Source organism: Actinosynnema sp. NPDC059797 (genome assembly GCF_042732085.1).
Taxonomy (GTDB): domain Bacteria; phylum Actinomycetota; class Actinomycetes; order Mycobacteriales; family Pseudonocardiaceae; genus Actinosynnema.
On record NZ_JBHWIE010000324.1, the window covers coordinates 1 to 6,649 of the forward strand.

6 protein-coding genes are annotated in these 6,649 nt (G+C 76.9%); 5 read left to right on the forward strand and 1 reads right to left on the reverse strand.

All coding sequences use genetic code 11. The annotated features are described in order from the left end of the window. Positions 1-283: 283 nt before the first annotated feature. The 3 genes from ACFV4N_RS35875 to ACFV4N_RS35885 all read left to right on the forward strand — a co-directional run bounded on the left by ACFV4N_RS35875 (position 284) and on the right by ACFV4N_RS35885 (position 4,014). On the forward strand, positions 284-1,222 hold the full coding sequence (locus tag ACFV4N_RS35875) for a carotenoid biosynthesis protein (RefSeq protein WP_499677113.1): 939 nt from the start codon (positions 284-286) through the stop codon (positions 1,220-1,222). A 116-nt stretch (positions 1,223-1,338) separates the two neighbouring features. Continuing rightward, a complete protein-coding gene (locus ACFV4N_RS35880) occupies positions 1,339-2,412 on the forward strand; it encodes a glycosyltransferase family 2 protein (protein WP_499677114.1) in 1,074 nt (357 codons plus the stop codon). A gap of 132 nt (positions 2,413-2,544) precedes the next feature. Further along, entirely contained in the window at positions 2,545-4,014 is a 1,470-nt protein-coding gene (locus ACFV4N_RS35885; protein WP_499677115.1) for a phytoene desaturase family protein, read from the forward strand. On the opposite strand, the gene ACFV4N_RS35890 is transcribed toward ACFV4N_RS35885, so the two are convergent. Then, the gene (locus ACFV4N_RS35890; RefSeq protein ID WP_499677116.1) at positions 3,998-4,672 is read right to left on the reverse strand and encodes a CDP-alcohol phosphatidyltransferase family protein; all 675 of its coding nucleotides are present in this window, start codon (positions 4,670-4,672) and stop codon (positions 3,998-4,000) included. The two genes, ACFV4N_RS35885 and ACFV4N_RS35890, sit on opposite strands and share 17 nt — an antisense overlap. A gap of 44 nt (positions 4,673-4,716) precedes the next feature. Between ACFV4N_RS35890 and ACFV4N_RS35895 the strand changes: the two genes are divergently transcribed. Both ACFV4N_RS35895 and ACFV4N_RS35900 read left to right on the forward strand, forming a co-directional pair. Beyond that, a complete protein-coding gene (locus ACFV4N_RS35895; RefSeq protein WP_499677117.1) occupies positions 4,717-5,538 on the forward strand; it encodes a YhjD/YihY/BrkB family envelope integrity protein in 822 nt (273 codons plus the stop codon). A gap of 4 nt (positions 5,539-5,542) precedes the next feature. Beyond that, on the forward strand, positions 5,543-6,649 hold a 1,107-nt coding region (locus ACFV4N_RS35900), incomplete at its 3' end, for a P-loop domain-containing protein (RefSeq protein WP_499677118.1).

Here is a 6,649-nt window from a genome sequence, read left to right on the forward strand (position 1 = left end):
GATCCTGACACCGCGATCGCAGTCCCGCTGGACGAGTGGCAAGGCGCGGATCGAGTGGCGGGTCGGGATCGAGGTTGGTGGCTGGGTGGGTTGCCAAGTGGGCCGCCGGACTGGTCGCCAGGTGGCCACCGGGGTGGTCACCAGTCGCCAGGTGGGCCGCCCTGATCACCAGGTAAGCCACAAGGTTGGTCACCAGGCGGGCCGCCGGGCTGGTCACCGGGCGGGTCACCGGGCACCCGCGCTCATCAAGCCCGTTCGGGCGGGGGCACTTAGTGTCTTGGGCATGTCGACCGGTGTGGCTTCCCGCGCTCCCGCACGCGTCCTCCCGGCCGTGGCGTGGGTGTGCGGCGCGGGCGTGGTCCTCGCCCAGATCGTGTACTCGATGACCGCCCCTGGTGACCGCCTGCCGACCACGGTGCTCTCGGTCGTGCTGTTCTGCGTCGCCTCCACCCTGGACGCGGCGTCGCGGTGTGGGTGGCGGACGGCTGGTGCGCTGGTGGCCGTCGCGGGTGGTGGTGGGTTGGTGGCCGAGGCGGTCGGGGTGCGCACCGGCTTTCCGTTCGGGGACTACGACTACACCGGCACCCTCGGCGCCGAGGTGCTGGGCGTGCCGGTGCTGGTGCCGATGGCCTGGATCATGATGGCGTGGCCCGCCGTGCTGGTCGGCCGGGCGCTCGGCAGAGGTTGGGCCGTGGTGCCGCTGGCCGCGTGGGCGCTCGCGTCGTGGGACGTCTTCCTCGACCCGCAGATGGTCGACGCGGGCCACTGGGCGTGGGCGCACCCTGCGCCGGGGCTGCCCGGGGTGGACGGCATCCCGCTGACGAACTTCGCGGGCTGGCTGCTGGTGGCGGCGCTGATCACCGGGGTCCTGCATGCACACCTCGGGCCACGCACCTACCGCGGGACAACGGACGAGGCAGGCGCGGCGGGCAAGACAGGTGGGATTGGCGCGACGGGCGGGACAGGCAAGACGGGCGGGATTGGCAAGACGGGCGGGTCGGGCAGGACGGGGTGGATGGGCAAGAGGGGCGGGGCGGGCGGGGCAGGCGAGACGGACCTGCGCGCCGGGCCCGCGCCCGTGCTCTACCTGTGGACCTACGGGTCGTCGGTGTGGGCGCACGCGGCGTTCTTCGGCAGGCCCTGGGTGTCGGTGGTCGCGGGGCTGCTGATGGGGCTGGTCGCCGTGCCGTTCGCGGTCGCGTTGTGGCGGGCCCACCGGTGAGGCCGCAGGTGAGGCCGCAGGTGAGGCTGCCGGCGAGACTGACGGGGAGGCCACTGGCGAGACCGCTGGCGAGGTCACTGTCGAGGCTGCCGCGTGGGCTGGTCGCGGGCGGGTCGGTGGTGGCCGTGCTCGGCGCCGCGCACGCCCTGGTCAACTCGCGCCTGGTGCGCACACCCACCGCGAACCCCCCGCCGTGCCGGGAGCCGGTGTCCCTGCTGGTCCCCGCACGCGACGAGGCACACCGGATCGCGCCCACGCTGCGGTCGCTGCTGGCGCAGCGCGGCGTGCCCGACCTGGAGATCCTGGTGCTGGACGACGGGTCCACGGACGGCACCGCCGACGTGGTCCGGGAGGTCGGCGGCGACCGGGTGCGGGTGATCACCGGCGACCCGCCGCCGCCCGGCCTGCCCGGCAAACCGCACGCCTGCGCCCGCCTGGCCGCCGAGGCACGCGGCCGGGTGCTGGTGTTCGTGGACGCGGACGTGGTGCTGGCGCCACACGCGGTGGCCGCCGCCGTGCACCTGCTGCGGTCGGCGGACCTGGACGCGGTGTCGCCGTTCCCCCGGCAGCTCGCCGACGACGCCGCGACGCGCCTGGTGCAGCCGCTGCTGCCGTGGTCGTGGCTGGTGTTCCTGCCGCTGCGCCTGGCCGAGCGGTCGCCGCGCGAGTCGCTGTGCGCGGCCAACGGCCAGTTCTTCGTCATCGACGCGGCGGCGCTGGCGCGCTGCGGCGGGTTCGGGGCCGTCGCGAACGCCGTGCTGGACGACATCGCGCTGATGCGGGCGGTCAAGCGCGCGGGCGGGCGCGGCGCGGTGGCGGACGGCAGCGGGATCGCGGAGTGCCGGATGTACCGGGGGTGGCCGGAGGTCGCGGCGGGCTACGAGAAGTCGCTGTGGGCGGTCACGGGCGGGCCGGTCGGGGCGGCGGCGCTCGCGGCCGGGCTGGTGTCGGTGTTCGTGCTGCCGCCGCTGGCCGCCCTGGCCGGGTCGCGCGCCGGGGCGCTGGGGTACGCGGCGGGGGTCGCGGGCCGCGTGGTCACCGCGCGCCGCACGGGCGGTAGGGCCTGGCCGGACGCGTTGGCGCACCCGCTCTCCGTCGGCGCGCTGCTGACCCTGCTGGCCCGCTCGTGGCGGGCGCGCCGCGCGGGGGCGCTCACCTGGAAGCAACGCCCGCTGCACGGGAGCCGCTGATGGCGCGACCCCGACGGCAACCGTTGATGGCACAACCCCACCAGGAGCCGCTGATGGCACGCCCCCACAGGAGCCGCTGATGGCACACCTCCTACAGGAGCCACCGATGGCGCGACCTCACAGGAGCCGCTGATGGCGCGGGTCGTCGTCGTGGGCGCGGGCATGGGCGGGCTGGCCGCCGCCGCCCGGTTGGCCGCGGGCGGGCACCGGGTGACCGTGCTGGAGCAGTCGGGCGGCCACGGCGGGAAGCTGGGCGAGCTGCGGCGCGACGGGTTCTCCTTCGACACCGGCCCGTCGCTGCTGACGCTGCCGCACGTCTACCGCGACCTGTTCACCGACACGGGCGGGCCGCTGGACGACGAGGTCGATCTCGTGCCGGTCGAACCCACGTGCCACTACCGCTTCGCCGACGGGTCCGAAGTGGACCTCCCGCACGACGCGGCCGCCGTGCCCGCCGCGCTCGATGCGTGGAGCCCCGGCACGGGCGGGCAGTGGGCGGCGCTGATGGCGGACGCCGCCCGCCTGTGGGACCTGGTGGGCGAACCGGTGCTGCAGCGCCCGCTGGGCGGGGTGGCCGACCTGGTGCGCCGGTCCGCGAGCGTGCGGGACCTGCTGGCCCTGTCGCCGTGGCGGACGCTGCGGGACGTGGGCCGCCGGCGGCTGTCCGACCCGAGGGCGCGCGTGCTGCTCGACCGGTACGCCACCTACAGCGGCTCGGACCCGCGCCGGCTGCCGGGCCTGATGACCGTGGTCCCTTACATCGAGCAGCGCTACGGCGGCTGGTACGTGCGCGGCGGTCTGCGCCGGCTCGGCGACGCGCTGTTCGAGCGCTGCGGGAAGCTCGGCGTGCGGTTCGAGTTCGACGCGCGCGTGACCGCCGTGGAGACCTCGGGCGCCGGGGTGTCCGGGGTCAGGACCGCCGGCGGCGCGACCGTGCCCGCCGAGGTCGTGGTGTCCGACGCGGACGCCACGCACCTCTACGGGGACCTGCTGACCGACCGGCGCGCCCGCCGCCCGCGCCGGTCCCTGGGGCGCGCCGTGCCGTCGCTGTCGGGTTTCGTGCTGCTGCTGGCGCTGCGCGGCCGGTCACCGCGCCCGTACCACCACCGCGTGCTGTTCCCGGCCGACTACGACGCCGAGTTCGACGCCCTGTTCGGCCGCGCGCCGCGACCGGTGCCCGACCCGACGGTCTACGTGTGCTCCCCCGACGACCCGGAGGTGCGGCCGGACGGCCACGAGGCGTGGTTCGCGCTGGTGAACGCACCCCGCCAGGGCCCGGTCGACTGGACCGCGCCGGGTGTGGCCGAGCGGTACGGCGACCACGTGCTGGACGTGCTCGCCGCGCGCGGCCACGACGTGCGCGACCGGGTGCTGTGGCGCGAGGTCCGCACGCCCGCCGACTGGGAGCGCGACACCGGCTCCGCGGGCGGCGCGCTGTACGGCTCGTCGTCCAACGGACCGCGCGCCGCGCTGCTGCGCCCGGCCAACCGCAGTCCCGTGCCGGGCCTCTACCTGGTCGGCGGGTCCGCCCACCCGGGCGGCGGCCTGCCGCTGGTCGCCATGTCGGCGCGCATCGCGGCCGACCTCATCGGACCGGCGTGAGCCCGTCCAGCTCGCGCCGGAGCGCCACCGCGAGCTGGACGCCGCCGACCACGGCCGCGACCGCCCACAGGGCGAGGCACACCGCGCCCCAGGACCACCCGAGCCACGGCGCGCCCGCGGGCCACGCGCCCGCGCCCAGGCACGCCACCGCCGCGATCACCACGCGGGTGGGCCGTTCCGCGACGGTCACCGCGCCCGCGCCGACCATCCCGGCGCCCTGCGCGCGGGCGCGGGCGTACTCGTGCAGGAACAGCGCCGCGCCCACCGCCGCGCCGAGCCACCCCGGCCCGCCCAGCACGACCAGCAGCACGACCAGGGCCAGGTCGGCGAGGCGGTCGGCCACCGCGTCCACCACCGCGCCCAGCGGGCGCGCCCGCCCCGTGCGCAGGGCCACCGCGCCGTCCAGTCCGTCGAGGACACCGGAGACCACGACCAGCAGCGCGGCGAGCAGCGCCCACCGGCCGCCCGCCGAGGCCGCCCCGACCGCGCCCAGGGCCGTCACCACGCCGCACGCCGACAGCGCGTCCGGGGACACCGCGCCGGGCAGCCGCCGCGCGATCACGTGCACGAACCGGATCCAGCCCACCGCCAGGCGGCTGCCGGACACGTCCTGCCCGTGCAGCCTCGACCAGCCCTCGACCGGCTCCAGGTTGTCCACCGGCTCACGGTACGCGGGCGGCGGGGCCGGGTACGTATGCGGCCATGGGACTCATCCGCGCGACGATCCGCCACGCCCTGCACGCGTTGCGCGGGCGCGACCTCGCGCTGTGGGCGGCCGGGATCACCTTCTTCGCCGCCCTGGCCGTCGTCCCCGTGCTGCTGCTGGCGCTGCGCGGCGCGGCCGAGCTGTTCGGCGCGGACCTGGTCCTCGACGGGGCGCGCCTGCTCGCCGGCGCGCTCCCCGACGCCCAGCGGCCCGGACCGGCGCTGGAGCTGCTGGCGACCGCCGCCCTGGACGCGTCGTGGTGGGTGCTGGCCTCCGCCCTCCTGCCCGCCAGCCTCTACGGCGAGGGGCTGCGCCGGGGCCTGGCGCAGCTCGCGGGCGAGCCGGCCGGCGCGAAGACGGGGTGGCTGGGGCGCCTCGGCTTCCTGCCCGTCATCGCGGTCTCGCCGCTGCTGGTCGCGCTGCCCCTGGCTGCGGCGCCGCTGGTGGCGCCGCAGTACCGGGCGGGCGGCTGGTCGGCGGTGTGGGGCGTGGTGGTGTCCTTCCACGTCGACTGGGTCGCGCTGTCGGTGGCGGTCTGCCTGGTGTTCCTGGCGACCGGCCCGTCCGCGCTGACGCGGGTGCACGCGGTGGCCGGCGGTTTCGCCGTGGGCGCCGTGCTCACCGGTTTCCTGCACGGCTTCCTGCTGTTCCTGGCCATCCCGGTGGACTGGGCGTTCCCGTTCGCCGGGCTGCGGGTGGTGGGCGCGGTGGCGGCGCTGGGGCTGTGGGCGTACCTGCTGCACGTGGTGCTGCTCCTCGGCTACCGGGTGCTGCTGAGCTTCCGCGCTGTACGGGACCGGGGCGGCGTGGTCTCCTGAGGGCGTGCCAGGTGACGACCGGCCCGCCGGACCGCGCAACGAGATCACCGGCGCGGCGGCCGACGCGATCGTCCAGGCCGGGAACATCCACGGCGACGTCCACCTGCACCCGCGCGGGCCGCTGGTCCGGTCCGCCTACCTGGAGCAGGTCGCCCGGATCGCGCCGGTGGAGCTGCGGGACCGCGACGCCGAGCTGGCCCGGCTGGCCGAGTGGGCCGTGCGGGGCGACGAGCCGTACCGGTGGCTGCGGGCGCCGGCGTGGGCGGGCAAGTCCGCGTTGATGTCGTGGTTCGCCCTGCACCCGCCGGACGGGGTCCGCGTGGTGTCGTTCTTCGTCACCGCGCGACTGTCCGGCCAGGGCGACAAGACCGCCTTCGCCGAGGTCGTCATCGAGCAGCTCGCGGAACTGCTGCGGGAACCGCTCCCCCAGCTCCTGACCGACGCCACCCGCGACGCCCACCTCCTGGGCCTGCTGAACCGGGCCGCGGCCGCGTGCCGGGACCGGGGCGAGCGGCTCGTGCTCGTGGTGGACGGCCTGGACGAGGACGTCGGGGTGACCGGCGGGCCGGACGGGCACAGCATCGCCGCGCTGCTGCCCGCCGCGCCGGCGCCCGGCCTGCGGGTCGTCGTGTCCGGGCGGCCGGACCCGCCGATCCCCGTCGACGTGCCGGCGCACCACCCGCTGCGCGACCCGCGGGTGGTGCGGGAGCTGTCGCGCTCGGCGCACGCGGAGGTCGTGCGGGCGGACGCCCAGCGCGAGCTGGTGCGCCTGGTGCGCGGCAACGACACCGCGCGGGACCTGCTGGGCCTGCTCGCCGCCGCCGGTGGCGGCCTGACCGCCGCGGACCTCGTCGAGCTGACCGGCCGGCCGGCGTGGGAGGTCGAGGAGCAGTTGCACGCGGTGTCCGGGCGGGCGTTCAGCCGCCGCGCCGGCCACTGGGGCGTGTCGGCGGGGCACGTCTACCTGATGGCGCACGAGCAGTTGCAGCGGGACGCGCTGCGGATGCTCGGCGAGGAGTGGCTGGCGGGGTTCCGGCAGCGGCTGCACGACTGGGCCGAGCGGCACCGCGCCGCCGGGTGGCCCGGCGGCACCCCGGAGTACCTGCTGCTC

Coding starts and splice junctions, on each gene's coding strand:
- ACFV4N_RS35875 (WP_499677113.1), top strand. CDS start 284: ATGTCGACCGGTGTGGCTTCCCGCGCTCCCGCACGCGTCCTCCCGGCC.
- ACFV4N_RS35885 (WP_499677115.1), top strand. CDS start 2,545: ATGGCGCGGGTCGTCGTCGTGGGCGCGGGCATGGGCGGGCTGGCCGCC.
- ACFV4N_RS35895 (WP_499677117.1), top strand. CDS start 4,717: ATGGGACTCATCCGCGCGACGATCCGCCACGCCCTGCACGCGTTGCGC.